The sequence below is a fragment of the Mycobacterium syngnathidarum genome (assembly GCF_001942625.1).
Lineage (GTDB): Bacteria > Actinomycetota > Actinomycetes > Mycobacteriales > Mycobacteriaceae > Mycobacterium > Mycobacterium syngnathidarum.
Window position 1 is genome coordinate 1 of the sequence record NZ_MLCL01000036.1, and the last position, 19,762, is coordinate 19,762.

The 19,762-nt window shown below is 62.8% G+C and carries 20 protein-coding genes and 3 pseudogenes; 15 read left to right on the plus strand and 8 right to left on the minus strand.

All coding sequences use genetic code 11. From position 1 onward, the window contains the following. Nucleotides 1-118: 118 nt before the first annotated feature. Nucleotides 119-340: a helix-turn-helix domain-containing protein gene (locus BKG60_RS11915; protein WP_080989707.1), complete on the minus strand. Its 222-nt coding sequence runs from the start codon at nt 338-340 to the stop codon at nt 119-121. A gap of 258 nt (nt 341-598) precedes the next feature. On the opposite strand from BKG60_RS11915, the gene BKG60_RS31950 reads away from it, so the two are divergent. Continuing rightward, nucleotides 599-739, plus strand: a complete 141-nt coding sequence (locus BKG60_RS31950) for a hypothetical protein (RefSeq protein WP_156525811.1) — start codon at nt 599-601, stop codon at nt 737-739. Nucleotides 740-871: 132 nt separating this feature from the next. Continuing rightward, nucleotides 872-1,666, plus strand: coding sequence for an aldo/keto reductase (locus BKG60_RS11920; RefSeq protein ID WP_225341339.1), 795 nt, complete (start codon nt 872-874; stop codon nt 1,664-1,666). 125 nt (nt 1,667-1,791) lie between these two features. Here BKG60_RS11920 and BKG60_RS11925 read toward each other — a convergent pair whose 3' ends face one another. Beyond that, nucleotides 1,792-3,006 carry an integrase catalytic domain-containing protein gene (locus BKG60_RS11925; protein WP_157894437.1) on the minus strand — a complete coding sequence of 405 codons (1,215 nt, stop codon included), beginning with the start codon at nt 3,004-3,006 and terminating at the stop codon, nt 1,792-1,794. Between the two features lie 354 nt (nt 3,007-3,360). On the opposite strand from BKG60_RS11925, the gene BKG60_RS11930 reads away from it, so the two are divergent. From BKG60_RS11930 to BKG60_RS11970, 9 genes are all read left to right on the plus strand, one after another. Continuing rightward, nucleotides 3,361-4,602 carry an IS110 family RNA-guided transposase gene (locus BKG60_RS11930; protein ID WP_047040730.1) on the plus strand — a complete coding sequence of 414 codons (1,242 nt, stop codon included), beginning with the start codon at nt 3,361-3,363 and terminating at the stop codon, nt 4,600-4,602. Between the two features lie 158 nt (nt 4,603-4,760). Next, on the plus strand, nt 4,761-6,074 hold the full coding sequence (locus BKG60_RS11935; protein ID WP_047040733.1) for an IS256 family transposase: 1,314 nt from the start codon (nt 4,761-4,763) through the stop codon (nt 6,072-6,074). Nucleotides 6,075-6,244: 170 nt separating this feature from the next. Further along, nucleotides 6,245-7,708, plus strand: a complete 1,464-nt coding sequence (locus BKG60_RS11940) for an aromatic ring-hydroxylating oxygenase subunit alpha (RefSeq protein ID WP_047040736.1) — start codon at nt 6,245-6,247, stop codon at nt 7,706-7,708. Nucleotides 7,709-7,716: 8 nt separating this feature from the next. After that, the gene (locus BKG60_RS11945) at nt 7,717-8,316 is read left to right on the plus strand and encodes a 3-phenylpropionate/cinnamic acid dioxygenase subunit beta (protein ID WP_095795377.1); all 600 of its coding nucleotides are present in this window, start codon (nt 7,717-7,719) and stop codon (nt 8,314-8,316) included. Then, a complete protein-coding gene (locus tag BKG60_RS11950; RefSeq protein WP_047040740.1) occupies nt 8,313-8,645 on the plus strand; it encodes a hypothetical protein in 333 nt (110 codons plus the stop codon). The genes BKG60_RS11945 and BKG60_RS11950 overlap by 4 nt, the downstream gene beginning before the upstream one ends. Nucleotides 8,646-8,663: 18 nt before the next feature. After that, nucleotides 8,664-8,858, plus strand: a complete 195-nt coding sequence (locus BKG60_RS11955; RefSeq protein WP_047040743.1) for a ferredoxin — start codon at nt 8,664-8,666, stop codon at nt 8,856-8,858. Beyond that, complete coding sequence (locus BKG60_RS11960) at nt 8,858-10,090, plus strand: NAD(P)/FAD-dependent oxidoreductase (RefSeq protein ID WP_047040745.1); 1,233 nt, start codon at nt 8,858-8,860, stop codon at nt 10,088-10,090. Before BKG60_RS11955 ends, BKG60_RS11960 begins: the two co-directional genes overlap by 1 nt. Further along, nucleotides 10,090-10,836, plus strand: a complete 747-nt coding sequence (gene phtC, locus BKG60_RS11965) for a 3,4-dihydroxyphthalate decarboxylase (RefSeq protein ID WP_047040748.1) — start codon at nt 10,090-10,092, stop codon at nt 10,834-10,836. The genes BKG60_RS11960 and phtC overlap by 1 nt, the downstream gene beginning before the upstream one ends. A gap of 56 nt (nt 10,837-10,892) precedes the next feature. Further along, nucleotides 10,893-11,684 carry an IclR family transcriptional regulator gene (locus tag BKG60_RS11970; protein WP_047040750.1) on the plus strand — a complete coding sequence of 264 codons (792 nt, stop codon included), beginning with the start codon at nt 10,893-10,895 and terminating at the stop codon, nt 11,682-11,684. Nucleotides 11,685-11,951: 267 nt separating this feature from the next. Here the strand turns inward: BKG60_RS11970 and BKG60_RS32450 are convergent. From BKG60_RS32450 to BKG60_RS11985, 4 genes and pseudogenes are all read right to left on the minus strand, one after another. Next, nucleotides 11,952-13,025, minus strand: a pseudogene (locus BKG60_RS32450) (ISL3 family transposase); the annotation flags it as partial. Nucleotides 13,026-13,139: 114 nt separating this feature from the next. Further along, entirely contained in the window at nt 13,140-13,562 is a 423-nt protein-coding gene (locus tag BKG60_RS31955) for a hypothetical protein (RefSeq protein ID WP_156525812.1), read from the minus strand. Beyond that, complete coding sequence (locus BKG60_RS31960; RefSeq protein ID WP_047040755.1) at nt 13,559-13,777, minus strand: hypothetical protein; 219 nt, start codon at nt 13,775-13,777, stop codon at nt 13,559-13,561. The genes BKG60_RS31955 and BKG60_RS31960 overlap by 4 nt, the downstream gene beginning before the upstream one ends. A 94-nt stretch (nt 13,778-13,871) precedes the next feature. Beyond that, a complete protein-coding gene (locus tag BKG60_RS11985) occupies nt 13,872-14,249 on the minus strand; it encodes a hypothetical protein (protein WP_047040757.1) in 378 nt (125 codons plus the stop codon). Nucleotides 14,250-14,410: 161 nt separating this feature from the next. Here BKG60_RS11985 and BKG60_RS11990 point away from each other — a divergent pair, with 161 nt between their 5' ends. Together BKG60_RS11990 and BKG60_RS11995 are read left to right on the plus strand one after the other, a co-directional pair. After that, the gene (locus BKG60_RS11990; RefSeq protein WP_047040760.1) at nt 14,411-14,701 is read left to right on the plus strand and encodes a transposase; all 291 of its coding nucleotides are present in this window, start codon (nt 14,411-14,413) and stop codon (nt 14,699-14,701) included. A gap of 5 nt (nt 14,702-14,706) precedes the next feature. After that, on the plus strand, nt 14,707-15,591 hold the full coding sequence (locus tag BKG60_RS11995) for an IS3 family transposase (protein ID WP_082901982.1): 885 nt from the start codon (nt 14,707-14,709) through the stop codon (nt 15,589-15,591). A 523-nt stretch (nt 15,592-16,114) separates the two neighbouring features. On the opposite strand, the pseudogene BKG60_RS12000 reads toward BKG60_RS11995, so the two are convergent. Continuing rightward, nucleotides 16,115-16,441, minus strand: a pseudogene (locus tag BKG60_RS12000) (transposase); the annotation flags it as partial. A 77-nt stretch (nt 16,442-16,518) separates the two neighbouring features. On the opposite strand from BKG60_RS12000, the pseudogene BKG60_RS32840 reads away from it, so the two are divergent. Then, nucleotides 16,519-16,668 (plus strand): annotated as a pseudogene (locus BKG60_RS32840) (IS1634 family transposase); the annotation flags it as partial. Between the two features lie 586 nt (nt 16,669-17,254). On the opposite strand, the gene BKG60_RS12010 reads toward BKG60_RS32840, so the two are convergent. Next, on the minus strand, nt 17,255-18,166 hold the full coding sequence (locus BKG60_RS12010; RefSeq protein WP_157894438.1) for an alpha/beta fold hydrolase: 912 nt from the start codon (nt 18,164-18,166) through the stop codon (nt 17,255-17,257). 712 nt (nt 18,167-18,878) lie between these two features. Between BKG60_RS12010 and BKG60_RS12015 the strand changes: the two genes are divergently transcribed. Continuing rightward, nucleotides 18,879-19,712, plus strand: a complete 834-nt coding sequence (locus tag BKG60_RS12015) for an MFS transporter (protein WP_052773276.1) — start codon at nt 18,879-18,881, stop codon at nt 19,710-19,712. Nucleotides 19,713-19,762 lie beyond the last annotated feature (50 nt).

A 19,762-nucleotide genomic window follows, 5' to 3' on the forward strand; every position in this document is an offset into this window, starting at 1 on the left:
ACCGTGAGCACGGGCGTGCCTTCCCGCCAGCGCGCCAACGCTGGTCTTGATCAGAATTCGGATTCCTTGCAGATCATCTTCCGGGAAGGCACGCCCGCCCGGGATCCACAGGTTCTGATCATTGCTCAAGGTGCGGATGGGCCACCGCCAGCAGCTTATGGCTCAGCAGATAGGCATCCCCGATCTCCAGCACTGCTAGCCGCAAGGAATAGCCACTGGCGTCGTAGGACAGATAACCCAGGTATTCCAGGGTGAGGATGAATCGCCCCGCCGCGGTCCTGGCGATCCCGACGAACTCGGCAACATCCGAGACCGACAATGGCCTGTCCTGGCTGCTGATAGGCCTTCAGCACGGACAAAGCCCGGGCCAACGCCTCGACATGGCCCGGGTCGCTCTTCTTCAAAAGGGAGGCGGTCTCCGGGAGGCTTGGCCCTATCCGAAGCTATCTCATGGCGATGCGTTTAATGGCCCCCACTGGCGAGGATTACAGGCCAGACGGCGCTGGGCGGGCGGCTACCACTGCCACACCGGCAGATCTCGCCAGTTCTCTGCTGAACGGAATTAACATCTGGACAGCAGTTATGCGTTGTGCTTCACTTGCTGGATTACGGCGACCGTGCCGAGCTGCCGCATCTGGCCAGTCTGTTCGACATCGACAACAAGTGTGGCGGCGGCGTTGGCTTGCAGGAGGCAAACGCCTACCTTGAGCTGACCGCACCCGTGATGGCCCAAACATAAAGAGCTGAGGCTTCAGCCGTTTAGCAAACTATCGACAGATCCGAAAGACGAGGCCCTCCGATGATAAATGAAACGAGTACGGCTCCGAGACCAGGTGCGACCTCAAGGCTGCCCTTGCTGAACGGACACAGTATGCCGCGGATCGGCCTCGGAACATGGCCGATGCTGGACGCCGAATGCGAGCAAGCCGTCCGCTGTGCCGTGCAGACCGGCTACAGGCTGGTCGACACGGCCGTTCAATACCGCAACGAAGAAGCCGTGGGCCGCGGCATCAGAACCGCCGGCGTCCCGCGGGCGGAACTCTTTATTTCCAGCAAGTTCAACAAGGAGTCCCACAGCGTCGACGGCGTCCGTCGGGCGTACGACGAAAGCCTGCGGAAGCTTAGGGTCGACTATCTGGACATGTTCATGTGCCATTGGCCGGTGCCGGCGCTTGGCGCGTATGCGGAGGCATGGAAAGGCCTTGTAACCCTGTTAGAGGAAGGCGCCGTCAAGGCCATCGGCGTCTCCAACTTCAAGCCGGCCCACCTGAGGAAAATCATCGAAGCGACCGGAGTCGTTCCGGACGTCAACCAGATTCAGCTAAGTCCTGCTCTGGCGCGCACACAACCGCGTGCGGTCCACCGGGAGCTGGGAATCCTCACCCAATCCTGGAGCCCGATCGGCCGTGAATCCGGACTGCGTGCGAACCCCCTTGTGGTGGCCATCGCCGACCGTCTGAACAGGTCACCTGCCCAGGTCCTGCTGCGATGGCACATTCAGCAGGACCTGGTGCCCATCCCGCAGGCTTCGGACCCCGTCTGGTTGAGAGAGAACATCTCTGCGTTCGATTTCACCCTGACCGCCGACGACATGAACGATCTGGCCCGCCTGGATATGGGCGAAACTGCTGCGCGGGACTCAGATGCTGCGGAAAACGGTCACTGAATCCCGGCCAACGGACGCGGTCCGGCGGGGCCTCGGCCACTCGGCCGACTGGGGCCGTGGTGCCTCATGTCAAGATGCTCGCCAAATGATTCCTGCGTGCCTCATCTATTGTGCTCGCGAAAGTCTCATGCTGCGTGGGGTGCTTGGGAGTAGGTCTTGGCGGCGGCCAGCCGGATGAGTCGCTGCTGGATCTCGTTGATCCGGTTCGTCAGGCCGGCCAGGTCCAGACTGGCGTAGAGCTCGTCCAGGTAGTGACGTTGGGGTTCGAGCATGATCCCGGTGTCCTTGATCCGGTCTGCCGGGGTCCGCGGGTCGTCGTAGCTGCGCACTGACTTCCCCTTGCGGCTCAGGTGATATCCGGTGACTTTCTTGGTGGGCAGGAACAGGTTTTTGCGCAGGTTCACCAGCGGCCAGAGCTCGTTCAGGAGCCCCAATTCAGCATCGGTGTCGTAGCGGTAGTTGAACGCCGAGCGGCGGACGACGGCCTCGTTTTTCTGCTCCACGAACGGGTTGTCGTTGGAGTGGTGGGGCCGGGACCGGGTCATGCGGATGTTATGGGCATTGCACCAGGTAGTGACCGGATCGTTGAGGAATTCAGAGCCGTTGTCGCTATGGATGTGGTCGATGGGGTATGGGAATTCGTCCAGGATTTCATCCATCGCCTTGACCACCCATTTGGCGGCTTTGTTCTTGATCGCCCGGTTGCTGGTCCAGCCGGTGTACACGTCCGTGGCGGTCAGTGTGAATGCGTACTGGCCTTTGGCATTGTTGCCGCAATGCGCGACCGTATCGATGGCAACCAGGCCAGGCTGCCAGTCAATATCCGGGATGCGGGACATGATCGGGATCGACTCGGTGTACTGGTTCCGCCGCGACCTGGTCGTGGACTTCCCGTCCGGATACATCGAGAGCTTGAACGGTGCCAGCAGCCGGTCGATCGTTGCCGCGCTCATCGCCAGCAACTGGTCATGCACTGCGGGGCTGTAACGGGCCCGCACCCTCCCGAAAGCGCCAGCGCGGATATGGGCGTCCATGTTGGCCAGTGTGGTGCCCATGACCGCGGCCAGGTACTTCCCGCAGGGCTGCCCAGCCACGACCCAGACCTGCTGGAGCACCTTCACCGTGTCATAGCCATACGTCGGCGGTCTCGGCTTGCGCACCTCCATACGGGCCGGGCCCCGCCGCTTGAAGGCCCTGCCCAGCTGCCGCCGGGCATTCGCCCTCGACCAGCCCACCTCCGCCACCAACCGGTCCAGGATCTCGCCCTTGGCCTTCTTCGACGCCGCCACATACGCGCCGGCTTCCTTCTTAGTGATTTCCCTGCGCGCAGACAACGTCAACCCATACATCCCTCCAGCACACCAAAGCACCCGACCATGCACCAGAGATTTCGCGAGCATTTCCCAAATGAGCGTGCCAGCGCCGCTGCGCGCCGTGGGTGTCGAAAGTCCCTCTTGACGCACCTTGCCTCTGGTGAATCGGATGGCTCAGCGGGATGATGGTGGTGTCTGCCGTGTCCGACGCCGGTCGTTCCTTGGTGCTGTTGTTTGGCCCGTAAATGAGCGTGGTGCGGAGGGTTCCACGGGAACCGTGGATTGTTGCTGTGAGCACGAGTATTAGAGTCCTGATTTAATTCCACCCTCTACATGGCAGGCATCACCACCCATTGAAACAAGCAGGTTAGGAGGTGTCCCGTGGACTTGGTTCATGAACGTGCCGCGGGCATTGATATTTCCAAGGGTGACGCGAAGGTCGCCATCCGGTCCCCGGGCAAGCGTGCCGGGACTTTTTCCACCGAGGTCACCACCTGGGGTTCCACCACCAATCAGATCCTCGCCCTGCGGGACATGCTGGTCGCCGCGAAGGTCACCACGGTGGTCATGGAGGCAACCAGTGATTACTGGAAGCCGTTCTACTACCTGATGGAGGACCTCCTGCCAGTGATGCTCGTCAATGCGAAGGCGGCCCGCAACATTCCCGGGCGAAAAACTGACGTGTCCGACGCTTCCTGGTTAGCTCAGCTCGGTGCGCACGGGCTGCTGCGCCCTTGTTTTGTCCCGCCTCAACCGATCCGCGTACTTCGGGATTTGACCCGGGCACGAACCATCGCCACCCAGGACCGGACCCGGGAAGTCCAACGACTGGAGAAATTTCTGGAGTCTACCGGCCTTAAGCTCTCGGACCATGTTTCGGACCTGATGGGTGTCTCCTCCCGGGCCATGCTCAAGGCACTTATCAAGGGTGAGCGGGATCCGCAGGTGTTGGCTGACCTGGCTCGGGGGCGCATGCGCGTGCGGGTTCCCGAGCTCGTAGAGGCGCTGACCGGACGCTTCGAGGTGCACCATGCTTATCTTTGCAACATGCATCTGGAACGCATCGATTCCATCACTCGGTGCGTCGAGGAACTCACCACCCGCATCAACGAGGCGATGGAACCCTTTCAAACGGCACGGGAATTTCTAGCTACCATTCCCGGGGTCTCCACCCTCGTGGCCGATGTCATCATCGCCGAAACCGGGGCAGACATGAGCTCCTTCCAGAGCCCGGGCCGACTCGCATCCTGGGCGGGCCTAAGCCCAGGATCCAACGAGTCTGCCGGCCGGGCAAAGTCCACCAGGACCCGACCTGGGAACCGCTATCTCAAGGGCGCTCTGGGCGTCGCGGCCTTGTCGATTTCCAGAAACCCCAAGAACAGCTACCTCGGGGCACGCTATAAGAGACTCATTGTGCGCCGCGGCAAGATGAAAGCCATCGTCGCCACCCAACACTCCATCCTCACCGCCGTCTGGCACATGCTCGCGGACGGCGAGTGCTACCACGACCCAGGATCCGACTTCTTTACCAAAAAGGACCCCACCCGCACCAAGAACAACGCCATCCGCCGCCTCCAAGAACTCGGCTACAACGTCACCTTAAGTAACCAGGAGGCAGCCTGACCCACCTTACTTTCGTATTAGGCACGCACCCCATTTCGCGAGGAGCAATGATCAGAACCTGTGGATCCCGGGAGGACGCACCTTCCCGGATGATGATCTTTGACGAAACAGGATTCTGATCAAGACCAGCGTTGGCGCGCTGGCGGGAAGGCACGCCCGTGCTCACGGTAGTACACGAAGGCCGAGACCCGAACGAGGCCGGCGACGCCGCCGGTGCAGGCCGGTCGCTGCTCGATGAGATCGTTCGCGACGGTGCCCGGCAGATGCTCGCCGCAGCCCTGCAGGCCGAGGTCGCCGATTACATCGCCCGGCACGCCGGTGAAGTCGACGACAACGGCCACCGCCTCGTCGTACGCAACGGCTACCACACCGAACGCGACGTGATGACCGCCGCCGGTGCGGTGACGGTGAAGGCGCCACGGGTCAACGACAAGCGCATCGATCCCGAGACAGGCCAGCGTAAGAGGTTCTCGTCGGCGATCCTGCCGGCCTGGGCCCGCAGGTCCACCCAAGTGTCCGAGGTGTTGCCGCTGCTGTACCTGCACGGCCTGTCGACCAGCGACTTCGGGCCCGCCCTCGAGCAGTTCCTCGGCTCCGGTGCCGGCCTGTCGCCGGCCTCGATCACCCGGCTGACCGCGCAGTGGCAGGACGAGGCGAAAGCCTTCGGACAGCGGGATCTCTCGCAAGTCGACTACGTCTACCTGTGGGTCGACGGCATCCACCTGAAGGTGCGGCTCGAGCAGGAGAAACTCTGTCTGCTGGTCATGCTGGGGGTGCGGGCCGACGGACGTAAGGAACTCGTCGCCCTGGCCGACGGCTACCGCGAATCCACCGAATGCTGGGCCGATCTGCTGCGGGACTGCCGCCGCCGCGGAATGCGGGCCCCGGTGCTCGCGATCGGGGACGGCGCGCTGGGATTCTGGAAGGCACTGCGGGAAGTGTTCCCCGACACCCGCGAACAACGCTGCTGGTTCCACAAGCAATCCAACGTCCTTGCAGCACTCCCGAAGTCCGCGCATCCCGGCGCGTTGGCGGCGATGAAGGAGATCATCGGAGCCGAGGACATCGACAAGGCGCAGATCGCGATCGCGGCGTTCGAACAGGACTACGGTGCGAAATATCCGAAGGCAGTGAAGAAGATCGTCGATGACGCCGATGTGTTGCTCGAGTACTTTCGGTATCCGGCCGAGCATTGGGTGCATCTGCGTACGACGAATCCGATCGAATCGACTTTTGCGACGGTGCGGCTTCGGACCAGGGTGACCAAGGGTCCGGGTTCACGAGCGGCGGGGATGGCGATGGCCTACAAGCTGATCGAGGCCGCGCAGTCGCGGTGGCGGGCGGTCAACGCACCGCAGCTGGTCGCACTGGTGCGAGCGGGCGCGCTGTTCCACAAGGGCAAGCTCCTCGAACGGCCGGTCGACATCACCCCGGAACCCTCGCCCGACACTCCGGTGTCCGAGGTCGCCTGACGACCCCCGATCCACAGGATTTGACTATTCCTCTTTCGCGAGCACTTTAGATGAGTCTCGTCGGGGGCTTGACGAACGCCACACTTTAAGTCATTCTCTTTCTAAAAGAAACTATCTCTGATTACCAGAGATGACTGGCGTCTTGCCGGCCCGGACAAGGAGATCCATCAATGACTGACCACAGCGGCGTGATTCAGGATGTACGGCAGGGCATGATCCCTGCACACATTTACAACGACAAAGAGATCTTCGAGCTTGAAAAGGAGCGGGTCTTTGGTCGCAGCTGGCTTTTCGTCGCCCACGAATCCGAGGTGCCCGAAGCTGGCGACTACGTGGTGCGCCGCGTCCTGGAAGACTCATTCATCATTTCCCGTGATGAACATGGAGAAATCCGGGCACTGTTCAACATGTGCCTTCACCGCGGCATGCAGGTCTGCCGCACGGAGATGGGAAACGCTTCCCACTTCCGTTGCCCGTACCACGGGTGGTCCTACCGTAACGACGGCCGCATAGTCGGACTGCCCTTCCACAAAGAGGCATACGGCGGCGAAGAGGGCTTCAAGAAGCAGGGGCAGACGTTGCTGCCTGCTCCTTCCCTGGGCATCTACAACGGCCTTATCTTCGTCAGCCTGGATCCTGACGCAGAGCCGTTGGAGGACTTCCTGGGTGACTTCAAGTTCTACATGGACTACTACACGAAGCAAAGCTCCGGCGGGATTGAACTGCGCGGGCCGCAGCGGTGGCGGGTCAAGGCCAACTGGAAAATCGGAGCCGAAAACTTCGCCGGCGACATGTATCACACCCCCCAGACCCACACCTCCGTCGTCGAAATTGGTTTGTTCCGCGAACCAAAGGCGGAAAAGCGCAAGGACGGGACAACCTATTGGGCCGGCAACGGCGGCGGAACTACCTACAAGCTTCCCGAAGGAAGCCTGGAGGACCGCCTCCGCTACGTGGGCTACCCGGACGAGATGATCGCCCGCATGAAAGAGCAGTGGAGCCAGGAGCAGCTCGACGTCGTGGGCAAGGACGGGTTCATGGTGTCGGCGGCGTCGGTGTTCCCGAACATGAGCTTCGTGCACAACTGGCCACGGGTCGAAGAAGACTCCGATGAAGTGCTCCCGTTCATCTCCATCCGGCAGTGGCAGCCAATCAGTGAAGACGAGACCGAGATCGTATCGTGGTTCGCCGTCGACAAGAACGCGCCCGAAGAGTTTAAGGCACTTTCCTACAAGGCCTATCTCATGTGCTTTGGCAGCGGCGGCATGTTCGAGCAGGACGACGTGGAAAACTGGGTTTCCTTGACCAGCACCGCCGGCGGCCCGATGGCACGGCGCCTGCTGCTGAACAGCCGCATGGGCATGCTGGAAAACGGACAGAACGTCGTCGAACCCCTGACCCCCGAGCAGTACTCCGGCCCCGGCTCGACCCGCGTCGGATACAGCGAATACAACCAGCGTGAACTGCTCCTGCGATGGGCCAACCATCTTGAACGACCGATGGAAAAAGCGGCCCAGGTGCACGTCGGCAGCAATCCGGTGCAGGACTGTCCGTCTGACACCCCGGATTCTTTCCCGGCTCCCGCTGAGCACAACGGGCACGCCCCGGCAATGACCGTTTCGAAGGAGGGCTAGCCGTGGGTATTGAAGCCGTAACCGAACGCAGCAACAAATCTCTCTCGGAGCAGTCGGTGCTGGGAGGGCACGCCCCCCGTACTCAGAGGACGGGTGACTCCCTGCCGTTCAATGATGAACTTCATCTGCAAGCCCACAAGTGGCTTGTCGATGAATCCTATTTGCTCGACGCACAGGAGTACGACGAGTGGCTGAGCCGCCTCACGGACGACGTGCACTATCTCATGCCGGTGAGGGTGACCACTGCCCTCGGGGCCGGTTACAGCACGTCTCCCGGGATGGCGCACATGGATGAAAACAAGTACTCGCTGAGCCGCAGGGCGGCGCGCTTCGCCACGGAACACGCCTGGACCGAAGACCCTCCGTCGCGGCTGCGCCACTACGTCACCAACGTCCGGACGTTCCGTACCGGTAACCCGGATGAGATCATCGTGGATTCGGCGGTCCTGCTGTTCCGCAGCCGGGGCGACGTCCGCGAGGCCGCGACCGTGTCGGCAGGCAGGGAGGATCTGCTGCGCCGCACCGGCTCCGGCTGGCAGCTCGCCCGCCGCACCATCATGGTCGACGAGGCGGTCATCCGGATGCAGAATCTGGCCATATTCCTATGAAACTCGAATGGGAAGGCGAAGAGGAGGACCGCCTTGCCGCCATTCGAGCGGCGGAGGAGCGCGACCGGCTGGAAGCACGGGTCAACGGCGCTCCGATCGTGATCGCCAACGAATTCTCCGAAGTCCAGGTAAGCCGCGTCGAGACGCGGAACGGCTCGCGGCTGATGATCAAGTCCCCGCGCTCCGGCCAGTGGGTGTCCCTGTGCCCCCTGGAGCTGGAAGCCCTCACCTGGCAGGCGCCGGCAACCTTCTCGGCCATGATCGGGCATCCGTTCGGGCCGCTTGTCACCGAGGACGAGCAGCCGCCCCAGAACAAAAACAACATCTAGAGGCCAAGGAGATTGACAATGCCTACCGTAAAAGCAGATCTGCAAGCCTGCCAGGGCTACGCCAACTGCGTCGTTGGGGCACCCGACTACTTTGATCTGGATGACGACGGAATCGTTGTTCTCCTCAGGACCAAAGTTCCCGAGGCCGAGCGTTCCCGTGTCACCGAGGCTGCCCGCAGCTGCCCGGTGTCCGCCCTAGTAGTGGAGGACTGATGAACACGACCACAGTTATCGTCGGCTCCTCAACCGGCGGCGTGCGTGCTGCCCAGTCCCTGCGCCTGGAGGGGTATGAAGGCGACATCGTCCTCGTCGGTGCTGAGACGGAACTCCCGTACGACAAGCCGCCGTTGTCCAAATCCGTCCTCTCCGGCAAAGCAGAGGAGTCGTCCATCCGCCTCCTTACCCGCGAGCAGGCGGAGGAAGCCAGCATCCGGCTGCTGCTCGGGCACGCCGCCACAGGCATCGATGTCGCCGGAAACCTGTTGTACCTCCAGGACCACGAACCCCTACACTTCGACAACCTTGTGATCGCCACGGGCGCATCTGCCCGACCCTCACCCTGGGGCCAACGGCCCGGGATCCACGTGCTCCGTTCCCTGGACGATGCCCGGAAACTGCGCGCCGACCTCCTCAAAGGCGGGGAACTGGCAGTGATCGGCGCCGGTTTCATCGGTGCCGAAGCAGCCGCGACGGCACGTACGCTCGGTCTGGAAGTGACAGTCATCGACCCGATGCCCATACCAATGAGCCGCATCTTCAACGCCGAAATCGCACAGCTGTTTGGAGAACTCCACCGCAACAACGGCGTCACCACGATCTTTGGCACCGGAGTCGAGGCCATTGAGGGCGAGCACGGGTCCTTCAGCGTCAGGCTTACCAACGGCCAGACAGTACAAGCCGCCACCGTTCTCATCGGGATCGGCGCGGTTCCCAACGACGCCTGGCTGGCCTCCTCGGGACTGCTGGTGGACAACGGCGTCGTGCTGGACGAGTTCTGCAGGGCTGTGGACGCCCCGAACGTGTATGGCGTCGGCGACGTGGCGCGCTGGCGGCATCAGAAGCACGGTGCGGACATCCGGATCGAGCACTGGACAAACGCGGTTGAGCAAGCCTCATGCGTCGCCCACAACATCACCCATCCGGACAGTCCCCGCGAGTACACACCGGTTGAATACGTCTGGAGCGACCAGCACGACTGGAAAATCCAGGTCGTCGGTCGCGTGGGAGGCAACGCCGACCATGTCCTCATCGGAGACCCTGAGCTGCACGGTCGGTTCGCAGCGCTCTACACCACCGACGGAGTGGAACTGTACGGTGCCGCGATCGTGAACTGGCCGAAGGCCCTGCTTGCCTGCCGCCGCGGCATGGGATCAGGGATCGGCGTGCAGGAACTGCGCGACAAACTCGAGCTCCTGCTCGAGCCCCGGCCGACGGCGGCACTCTGATGCGGGGAAGTCAGCCGCCGGTGGTCCACGAAGAGCAACGGCAGGCCATCGCAATGGCCTGCCGGGTCCTGGCCGGCCGCGGCCTCGCCGACGGAATCCTCGGCCACATCAGTGCGCGAACGGGGGAGAACGAGCTCTTGGTCCGTTGCAGGGGTCCCAAGGAGCGTGGCCTCGCGCACACCGAAGCCAACGACATCCGGCTGGTCGACCTCGACGGCAATCCCGCCGCCGAAGGCGAGCTCGACAGCGGCTACACGGTCCCCAACGAGCTGCCTCTGCACACCGAGCTGCTGCGGCGGCGCCCGGATATCAACTCCGTTGTGCATGCCCACCCCCCGCAGGTCGTGGCCGCCGACTTGGCAGGGCTCGCTATCCGGCCGATCGTCGGGGCGTTCGACATCCCGGGCACCCGCCTGGCGGCAGACGGAATACCCGTCTACCCCAGAGGAGTGCTCGTGCGAAACCGCGAGCTCGCAGCGGAAATGCTCGACGCCATGGGCGATCGGCCCGTGGTGCTGCTGCGCGGACACGGCCTCACCAGCGCGGCGCCGACGATGGAGCAGGCGGTCCTCCAAGCCATCAGCGTAAACACCTTGGCAGGCCTGTCGCTTCAGATCACAGCAGCCGGAGGGCAGCTGCACGACCTTCCCGGTCCCGACATGGCGGAGCTGCCAGATCTCGGAGGGCCGTTCAACATCGCGACCGCCTGGCGACACGAGCTCGCCCGGCTGAGCGTCAGCCCATGAAGCCGGCCAGCGCGGCAGTGCCGACAGTCCCGCCGACGCTGGGTACGATACAAGGCATGCGATCGACAGAGACAGAAGACGGATCCAAATACGGTCCGCCGCCGCAATACCCCATCGAGTCTGTTGATAACGCCCTGCGGCTGCTCCTGCTGTTCGAAACCCAGCCCAGCATCAGGCTGACCGATGCCAGCACTTACTTGGGCGTGGCGTCGTCGACGGCGCACCGGCTGATGGGCATGCTTCTCTACCGTGGCTTCGTTCGGCAGAACCCGGCGACCCGGGCCTACGAACCTGGGCAGGCGCTGAGCTCGATTGCCTTTGCGATCAGACGGCAGGTGGACATCCGGACACTGGCCCGGCCGGTCCTCGAGCGGATCTTCGAACAAACGGGAGAAACCGTCCACTTCGCCAGGCTTGAGAGGACTGACGTCCAATTCATCGACGCCATCGAAAGCAGGCGAGCGGTCCGCGTCGGTTCCCGCCAGGGCCTCACCTTGCCAGCAAACTGCACTGCGACTGGTAAAGCGATGCTGAGCCTCCTCGGTGAGAAGCAGCTGCGGAATCTGTACCCAGGGCAGGAACTCCCCAAGCTGACTACCAACTCAATTACCTCCAGGTCGGACCTTGAAAGGGAGCTCGACGAAATCCGGCACAGGGGTTACGCAAATAGCCGCGAAGAGAGCGAAGACGGGGTGACATCGGTCGCCGCCGCGGTTGCCGGCCCAAGCGGCACTGTCTACGGAATCAACGTATCTGTGCCGGCCCACCGCATGTCGGAGGAGCTTCGCAGCGACCTCGGGGGCATGCTCCGGGCAGCCGCAGAAGAACTCCAGGGGCGCCTGGTCTAGAAGACTTAAAGCGGCTTCGCGTTTAGGCATGGTTGGTCTGTTTGTTCCGGTAGGGGCGGTGGCCGCCGGCGGCCAGTAGGCATCTGAGTCTGTAGTTGGTGAAGTTGCGGAAGCCGCGGGCGATTCGGCGGGTGGTTTCGATGACGCCATTGAATCGCTTCGGTGGGTCCGTTGGAAGCGCCGTGGGTGTCGAAGTAGGCTAGGATCGCTGTCTTCCATTGAGTGTCCGCCCGAGTCGGGCGACTTCCGGGATGGGGAGGTCGGGAATGATGTGATTACTTCGTTGACGAGTTCCCGGCCCCGCTCCGGGCGGGCGTGGTAGATGTTGCGGAGCTTCTGGTAGCACTGCCAGGCCAGGGTGACTTCGTGGCCGTGATCCCCGGCGCTGAGCTTAGCATCGAGCCGGGCGGCTTGTTTGTCGGTGAGGTGTTCGGCGCCGATCTGCAGGGTTCGACGGATTCCGTAGAGCGGGTCGCCCTTGCGGCCGCGGTGTCCCAGGGTGTCCTGCTGGACCCGGCGGCGGACCTCGTCGATCATGGCCGAGCCGAGCTTCACGACATGGAACGCGTTCAGAACGGCGATGGCTTCGGGCAGCTCGTCACGGATCGCGTTCGCGTAGCCGCGGAACGGATCCAGCGCGGCGGTCTTGATCCCGGCAGTGAACCCTGCGCCGCGTTCTTTGAGCCAGTCCGCATAGGCCTTCCCCGACCGGCCCGGAACCAGGTCAAGCAACCTGGCGTGCACCACCCCCGCGGGGTCGCGGGTGTGGTCCACGATCCCGGTGACCATGCCGGTTCCGGGCGGGCCGGTGTGGGACCAGACATGCTCATCGACCCCGAGCGCATCTACCCCGGTCAGCCGGCCGGTCGATGCGATCCGCCGGGTGGCTTCGATCCTGACCGCGTCCCAGACGGTGTGCCAGGAGACGCCGAGCTGATGGGCCAAGGCGGAGACCGAGGTGTCGAAATGCTGGAGCGCATCGGTCGCCCACCCGGCGGCCCTGGCGGTGAGCTTCGCCCGTGGTCCTGCCAGCGGGTGCTCCTCTGTGAACGTCGTTCTCGGGCAGTCCGGGTCCGGGCACCGCCAGACACGTTTGGCCCACAGCAGCCGCACCGGGCGGCCGAAACAGGGAATGTCATGGAGACGGACCTGGCGGCGTCCATGCCCGACCGCGATGACGCCGCAGTCGGCGCAGCCGGTGACGTTCTCCCCGGTTTCGACGCCCAGAAGCAGGCCGGTACCGGTTGCCGTGACGGAGCTGACGCGGACGCCCTCGACACCGAGCAGCGCATCCGCGCGCGTGCACCAGCGGCCACCGGAACACGACATAGAGTTATTCATGTCAGGGTCTCTTTTGGGTATTGGTTGCTTGGTCGCGACCAATTCAAAGAGGCCCTGACCTCTTTCCTGCCGCACCACGCCGCAGCTGCATGCGGCCACGCCCTGCCCCCGGCGTCAGACGGCCCTCACCCTGCTCATCGTCGAAGGCCCAAGGCGACCGGCTTCCCGGCGAACGCGGCCGCAGGCGCCGGACTCCTCCGGCCGCCAGATTGTGTGCACGCCAACGTCGAGCAACTTCCGCTCACCGACGTCCGTGATGACCCAGACAAATCCGTGTTCCGGAAACGTCATGTCAACCCGCCCGTACCACAATGCCCCGGTTTCATGATCCCTCACAGCGATGCGGTGCCCGCGGGCCAGGGACAGGAAGACTTCGATTTCGCATTCTGTCAGCGACTCTTTCAACCCATTCCTCCCCGGCGCTGCGCCGAGAGCCGCCGTACGCAGGGAACAGCCGGCCTGGCGGGCGGCGGGGCAGACCATGCTAAAAACGCTGCCAGCCGGCGCGCCGGAGAGATCGCTCTGCTGTCCGTTCATCGCAGCCCGCTCCCCCACCTTTCGAGTGTCACACCGCGTGGAACGTCGCTGTCCAGGCGCGCTTCATAGCGGCCCGGGGCGAGGCGGGCCACCGAGATGCCGACGTGTTCAGCCATCGCCGCCGGCTTCAGCAGATCCACCGCTTCATCCAGGGCGGCGTCCAGTTCTTTTCGGGTGTGAACGGCGACGACGAGACAACCGGGTGCTGCGTGCATGGTCAAATCCTTAATCTGAGGGCGGTGATCAGTACTTTGGGACACGCCAAATGTCCCTGGGACGGAACGGAGGAGCGGCAGCCCGCCGGCATGATCAAGCCAGGGCCCAAATCCCGGCGGCCCCGGCGGAACCTAGGGGACCAAGGCTTCCGGCAGAAGAAGGGGCAGGACCGTGGAACGCTGCAGAACGGCGGCGGTTTACCTCCGACAGTCCCATGATGGTGGCTTCAACATCTTCCAGGGATTGCTGAATCCAGGCGAGGGCGGCCAGGTCATCGGAACTGTGGGCCGCGTCGATTGATGACGCCTCTAGGAGCGCAGCCCGGCGGCTGATCCTGCCGGAAAGTTCGAGGATCAACGGCGGAATCATGGCCAGGGATTCACCCCGCGTTAGGTGCGCGAAGGCTTCTTTTCCAGCGCCACGGTGGGTGACGGCGACCGTGAGGGCCAGATCTGAGGAGTTTGTGGTCATGGGTCTGTCCTTCAGGTTGTTCAAAGTCCTGGTCTTTTCGGAGTGCTTCCGGTACGACGGAAGGGGAGTCTCGGGTGGTTCGTCCCGCCGCAGATCGTCCGCGCCGCAGGCACACTGAGGTGTACTACTGATGTGAGACACAGTTTGAAAGGATTGTGCTCATGTCTGCTCGACCTACCTATTCCGATGAGTTCAAGGCTGATGCCGTTGAGCTCGTGGTTTCATCTGGCCGTTCGCCGGCTTCTGTCGCTCCGGAGCTCGGCATTTCCGTCACCGCGTTGAAACGCTGGGTGCGGGTGTCCCGTGAGGGGCAACCAGGCGGTGGGGGGAAACCGGATGATCCGGTGGATCCTGCGAAATACAAGGCGTTGGAAGCACGGATGCGTGAGCTGGAGAGGGAGAACGATTTCCTGAAAAAAGTTTCGGCGTTCTTCGCCAAAGAACAACGGTAGAGGACTTGTACCGAGTTGTTCAGGAGAAGAACGCCGACTTCCCGGTGGCCTGGATGTGCCGCCAGCTTGGTCTCCCACGGGCGACGTATTACCGGCGGCTGGACGCCGGCGACACCCCGACTGCGCTGCGCCGCCGGGAACTGACGGATCAGGTGAAGACCGTCTTCGATTCCTCCGACGGGATCTTCGGGCACCGCATGGTCCATGCGAAACTTGCCGCCGCCGGCATCGAGGTTTCGGTGGGCACTGTCGCGGGGATCATGGCCGAAAACGGGTGGGCGGCAAAGCGGATGAGAGCGTTCAAGCGCACCACGATCGCCTCGGATCCGGATAAAGTCTTCGAGGACCTCATCGGCCGGGACTTCACTGCAGAAGCCCCTGGAACGCGTCTGGTGGGCGATATTACCTACCTGCGCACCGGCGAAGGGTGGCTGTATTTGGCCACTGTCATTGACCTGTGCACCCGCATGGTCGTCGGCTGGGCCATGGCTGAGCACATGCGCGCCTCGTTGGTTACCGGAGCCCTGACGATGGCCAGGGACAGCGGCCACCTGAGCCCCAACGCCATTTTTCACAGCGACCACGGAACGCAGTACACCTCCCGGGAAATGGGCGCCTGGTGCGCAGGAAACAAGATCCGCCAATCCATGGGCGCCACCGGGGTGTGCTGGGACAATGCAGTCGCAGAATCGCTGTTCTCATCCCTGAAAAACGAGTTCTACCATCACCACAGCTTCACCACCCGCCAGGACGCCAGACGGGCGACCATGCGCTACATCGAAGTGTTCTACAACCGCTGGCGCCCTCACACCAACAACGAGGGTCTGCCGCCCGCGACAGCAATGGCCAACTTCACAACCAGAAACCAGCCGCTTCCCGCTGCTGCCTGACCGAAAAGAAACTACCCGACTGTCTCACATCCTTGACACACCTCACACCGTCCGCCACCGGAATGGGCCTGCGGCACGGACGGTCTGCGGCTCTACAAGCCCGGGCGCACCTCCCGATCGACGCAGCCAAATACGAAACGGCAGCTTTCAAGGCCGCGTTCTCCACGGCCCGGTCTTTGGTTTCAACAACACCGACCGTCAGTGCCCCTGCCCGGCCGAGACATCAACCATGCTTAACTGCGAAGGGCCCTTAAAGCGACCCCGTACTGCTCCGGCAGTACTTTCCAAAGGGCACGGACCTGAACGTGTGGAGTTAGACCAGCTCGATGACGTCTGCGACGGACTCAACGACAGGCCCCGAGCATGTCTCAACGACCGCTCGCCACGGGCAGCCATGCAACGATTAGGACACCGGATGCAAACACATCTAATTCGCAACGTTCACTAGAAACCGCCCCGTATATCGGGGGCTGATCCTCGGCGCCAACGCAGCACGGGACCTTCGCAGCAGGGCCTATCGGCACCCCTCCCGGTCCCGCGGAACGTCGATCTGCACCGGGCCTGTCGTCTCCGTCAGCACGGTCTGGGACCGCGTTCCGTTGCGCGAGTTGGCAGTATCCTTCGCCGCCGTGTCGTGCCGTTCATAACCGAGGTGCTCGGTCAGTTCCTCGTCCAGGGCGGTTTCGATGACGGTCTTGGTCAGCTGCTTGAGCAGTCCGTCAGGACCGGCCAGGGACAGCCCCTGCTCCCTCGCCATCCTGACCAGCTCGCGGGCAGCCTCGGCCTCGGATTTCTCTGTCAGTTCGTCAACGGTTTTCGTACTCGGCACAGCCTCAAGTGTTGCGGCCATATCGGGCTCCTTCCCGCCAGGCTTGCCGCCCCGGCGTGTCGAGCCGGATACACCGTTAATTCCCCAGTCCCTGCCCGGGCAGCACGCCGCTGAAGAAGGCGAGGTTCCTGAAGGTCACCGGCGCCGAGAAGATGTCCGCAGCAGCGGTGATCGGCGCGTATCACGACCTGTGGCAGGTTGAGGCGTCCTTCCGCATGACCAAGTCCGATCTGAAGGCCCGGCCAGTGTGAGCCCCGCCCGGCACCGATCTCAGACCCAGAACCGGCCGCAGCCGAGGGCTTCCACGATGGGGACCGCTTCTTCCTCCGCCCCCTCTGGCGGGGCCAGCCAGTGGCCCGTGGAAGGGGGAGCGGAATCAGGGGTAGAATCCACCCCGCGGGAGGACCGCCATGCCCCAATGCGGGCCGCCCTGCGGCTGTCGCCCGCCGAAGGATCCCGCGCTTGTGCGTCATCCGGCGCCTGCGCCGGGCCGGCCCGGCGCGCTGAGCGCAACCGGCACACCAGCCCGGGCAACAATTCCCTCAACCGGGTTCGTCCGGGGAGGACGGAGCCACGGGCGCCGCGATCTCTTTCACGGGCACATCACGCCCAGCCGAAAACCGCCGCTGTCTTCGGCCCCTCTCCCAGAGCCCACCGTGGTCGCCGGAAACCGGACACGAACAGGGGGGCCACTTCAAGAGATACAGGCCAGTTTGTCCGCGATCGCGGTGTTCGACTCGCACGCCGAAGCCAGCAGCACGATCTGGGCGCGCTGCGCCAATCCGGCACGGACTCGAAGACCCCGTCAAGCGGGATAGTTCCCCAGGATCACCATCAACGACGCGTCGCATAGCTGGCGCTGCGACGGCCTGCGTAGTCCGCCAGGATTCGAACGAAGTCCTCGGTTCGCTCCGCGAAGACGTTGTGGCCCGCGGTTCCCAGGATGTGCAGGCTCGTGGTCTCCGAGACGAGGGCGAGCTTCTGGTAGAAGGCGATGCCCAGGTCAACCGGCGCCGAGCGATCGTCGCGGCCCCAGACGACTTCGACGGGAATATTGACCTCGCCGGCGAAGAGGCGAGCGCGGATGTCGTCCTTCGCCGCCTGAAGACTCGGCTCCCAGTATTTCTTCTCAACCATCGGGTAGGTCTTGAGGGCGTTCTGGTGGTTCTCCTTGACGTACTTAGCGGCGGCCGCATTGATTTGTTCCTGCGGCACCGGGGTCACGTACAGCGCACGGAAGTAGGCTCCGCAGATCTCCTCCGGAGACGCGTCCGCCGGAAGCGAACGCGTGATCGCGTCGTAGAACTCAACGTCGCGGAACTTAGCGTCGGTGCCAGCGAGCGTCGCGCTCGACACGATGAAGAGACCTTTGGTCGACTCCGGCATGTCAAGAGCGAGCTTGCTCGCCAGCAGGCCACCGCGCGAGTGCCCGACCAGAATCATGTCCTCGAGTCCCAGAGCGTCGATGAAGCCCCTGGCGTGCTTGACCACCGCATCGAACGTCCACTCGGCATGCGTCGGCGCGAGGTCAGTCTCTCCCTGCCCCAGCTTGTCGAAGGTCACGACGCGGAAGCCCTTGTCGACCAGAGGAGCGATGACGGGAGCCCAACCATCCCCGCCGCCCGGCATGCTCATACCCGAGTGGCCACCGTGGATCAGGAGGATGACCGGACCCTCGCCCTGATCGATATAGCGCGTCCTGATTCCGCCGACGGATATGTAGTTCACGGACAGGTCTGTGTTCAACTCAAGCCTCCTGATCAAAGCAACTGGCTCGCCTATGGGGCGAGTATCTGCCATTTCTGTCACACAGAGAAGCCTTCTGTCAAGAGGGATCCGTGATTCAACGCCGGTGACAAGTTGAACGCCCGCGATCGCCGTCGACATCCCGGTCGTCGGTTGACGCTCGTTGTGCGCCAGCTGCTGATGGGGCCCGCCGAGCCCATCCCGATTGGTACGCCTTGGTTGACGTGAATACACGCCGATACAACAGCAACCACAACCGGCTGGCTGCCAGGCGCCATACCAACATCCGTGCGCCTACTCGACATTGGCTCTCCACGGCTCCACTGGGCCGCCTGGCCAGCGTCAACGCGATCGAGTAGGCGGGCGACCGCCACGAGCTGCGAAGCCCGGATTGAGCGGAACCATTGACGAACGACGAGCGAGTGGATAGCACCCATCAGAGTCACTCTCTGCCTAACAGAGGGCAGTGGCCCACAGGCCATCATGCTCCAACTGGAATGCAGCGCCAGGTCAATCTCCCCCAGGAAGAGAGATTGACCTTCGACGTGAAAATGCTCTCGAGCGAGACAAAAAGCTTCTGCGACGCGACATGCCGTCGCGTGTTCGACACAACTTCGCTTCAAGTGGTCGGATGCATCAGTGATCGCGAATTAGACACATGGAGAAGTTCGACATTCTCACCCTCCGCCTATTAGAGAAGGAAGACTGACCAATGAAACAAACACTGTCCAAATTCGAGTCTGAGTCGGTACGTACCCACTCTCGCCGTGCCGCCATCGCCGCCGCAGCCGGTAATGTCTTGGAGGGTTATGACATCGGGATTTATGGCTATTCGGCGGTTATCCTCGCCAAGCTCTTCTTTTCTGACAACGGAACCGGCGCGTTGATCTTAACCTTTGCCGTCTTCGCCTCCGGCTACCTCACGAAGCCACTGGGCGCCGTGCTGTTTGGCCACATTGGAGACCGTTACGGCCGGCGCTTGGCTCTCGTTACTTCAGTCCTGCTCATCGGTATTTGCACGGTACTTATTGGTGTGCTGCCAACCCAGGCCTCCATCGGAATTTCTGCGCCTATCCTACTTACAATTCTCCGCCTGCTCCAGGGCATCGCAGCTGGAGGCGAATCATCTGGCTCGGCCATCTTTATGGTTGAGTCGGCCCCGCCCGCGCACCGCGGCCTCTACGGAAGCTGGCAGCAGGTAAGTACAGCTGGAGGTCTATTGCTTAGCTCGGGAGCGATTGGTGTCCTGTCAGCCGTATTCACTCAGGAAGAAATTTTCGTTTGGGCATGGAGGATCCCCTTCCTTCTCGCCATATTCACAACTCTCGGAGCCCTGTGGCTGCGCCTCGGAGTCGAGGAGACCCCCACGTTTGAGGCACTCGAAAAGAGTGATGCAGTTGTGCACAACCCATTGATGGTTAGCATCAAAAAATTCTGGAGAGAGATAGTCGTGACCATCGGGGTCGCGAGAGCAATGATCAGAACCTGTGGATCCCGGGCGGGCGTGCCTTCCCGGAAGATGATCTGCAAGGAATCCGAATTCTGATCAAGACCAGCGTTGGCGCGCTGGCGGGAAGGCACGCCCGTGCTCACGGT